Here is a 1,627-nt window from a genome sequence, read left to right as displayed (position 1 = left end):
TACCTTAAATCCGCAAATAGATAAATAAAAAGAGCCGAAATAGGCCTGAATTTATTGGATTCAGGCTTTTCCGGCTCATTTTTTTCACTTATTTAGATGATACCACTCAGATAAATAAGTTGGCATGAAAGTAACCAATTCATCAGAAAAAATCACACCCTTTGGCGGCTTTAATTTTGTTTTCAATTCGTTTAAAGATTCCGGCCTTCCGGATCTGATAGATAATCAGCTGGGGATGAGGGTAAAGACCTTCGGCTTTTCCTATAGCGATATTTTCACCAACCACCTTGCCATCTATTTAAACGGAGGGGACTGTACAGAGGATGTCAATGACCATCTCAGGGAACATCTGCGCAATGTCAGGGGTATTCAGGTGTGCAGTGCGGATACCATCCTCCGGGGCATCAAGGAACTGGCCACTGCTACCGAAGTCTTTGAAAATCCTGTTACCGGGGTAAAGCACGGCTTCAACCTGAATCCTAAACTCAATGACTTACTGGTAAAGGCATTAAAGCTGACCGGCCAGCTCAGGGAAAACAAACGGTATGACCTTGACTATGACAACCAGGTCCAGCCGACAGAGAAATACGATGCTGGAATGACTTATAAAAAGACATACGGCTACCAGCCGGGAATAGCCTCCATAGACAACATGCCGGTATACCTGGAGGGCAGGAACGGAAACAGTCCGGCAAAATACCTTCAGGCAGAGACGCTGGAAAGGGCGTTTGCCAGCCTGGCCGGTAACCGGATCAGCATAGGCAGGTTCAGGGCCGATTCGGCTTCTTACCAGAAAGAGGTAGTGGACATGGTGGAACAGAACTGCAGGTCTTTTTACATCAGGGCAAACCGATGTGCAAAGATGGATGGGATGATCGGATCTGTCCCCGAAGGGGACTGGGAGAAGACCCGCCTGGGCATCCAGGAGATGGAGGTGGCCGACATCCCCGGTTACAGACCGTTTGGCGGGGACAACCCCTACCGGCTGGTCATCAGCAGGATAAAGAGAAGGGATGCACAGACCGATATGTTCAGCGGTGGGGCCTATACCTACAGGGGCATCCTGACCAATGACTTGGAGAGTCCCAATAAGGAAGTGGTGGCCTTCTATAATGCCAGAGGGGAAAGCGAGCGGATTTTCGATGTGATGAACAACGACTTCGGTTGGGCCAAAATGCCCTGCTCTTTTTTATCGGAGAATACCGCCTTTATGATCATGACGGCCATCTACGCCAATTTTTACAGTTACCTGGTCGGAGAATATTCCAAAAAGCTTTCCTGGCTGAAACCCAACTATAGGCTGAAAAAATTCATCTTCCGTTTCATAACAGTGGCGGGGAAATGGATCAGGACGGGAAGAAACTATGTGCTCAAGCTATATACCGAAAAGGACTACTCGCCTTTATTGACCTAAAGCCAAATAAGCAACCGTGCAACCTGTTGAAAATCAATAACATTACAGGGAAGCTATGTCTTAGCCTGCCAGAAAACGACAAAAAAACCGGAAAAACCTCCTCTGTACCAGTTTGGCCCAGCAATTCACACTGACTACTTCCCGGCACCCGGTCAGTAACGACCCAAAAGGGACAAAAATAAAAGCAAAATGGTTGCTATATTTAATCTTTAA

General features: G+C 47.1%; 1 protein-coding gene. It reads left to right on the top strand.

Annotated elements, in window-relative coordinates; genetic code table 11:
* The first annotated feature begins 124 nt into the window (after positions 1-124).
* Positions 125-1,414 (top strand): IS1380 family transposase, encoded by a 1,290-nt coding sequence (locus ABR189_RS30050; protein WP_185269626.1) that lies wholly within the window; start codon positions 125-127, stop codon positions 1,412-1,414.
* Positions 1,415-1,627 lie beyond the last annotated feature (213 nt).

This window comes from Chitinophaga sp. H8, assembly GCF_040567655.1.
Lineage (GTDB): Bacteria > Bacteroidota > Bacteroidia > Chitinophagales > Chitinophagaceae > Chitinophaga > Chitinophaga defluvii.
The sequence above is the reverse complement of the archived record's forward strand: the minus strand, read 5'-3'. Positions and strand labels throughout refer to the sequence as shown.

What these genes read in the sequence shown, in the direction of transcription:
- ABR189_RS30050 (WP_185269626.1), top strand. Translation starts at nt 125, where the DNA reads ATGAAAGTAACCAATTCATCAGAAAAAATCACACCCTTTGGCGGCTTT.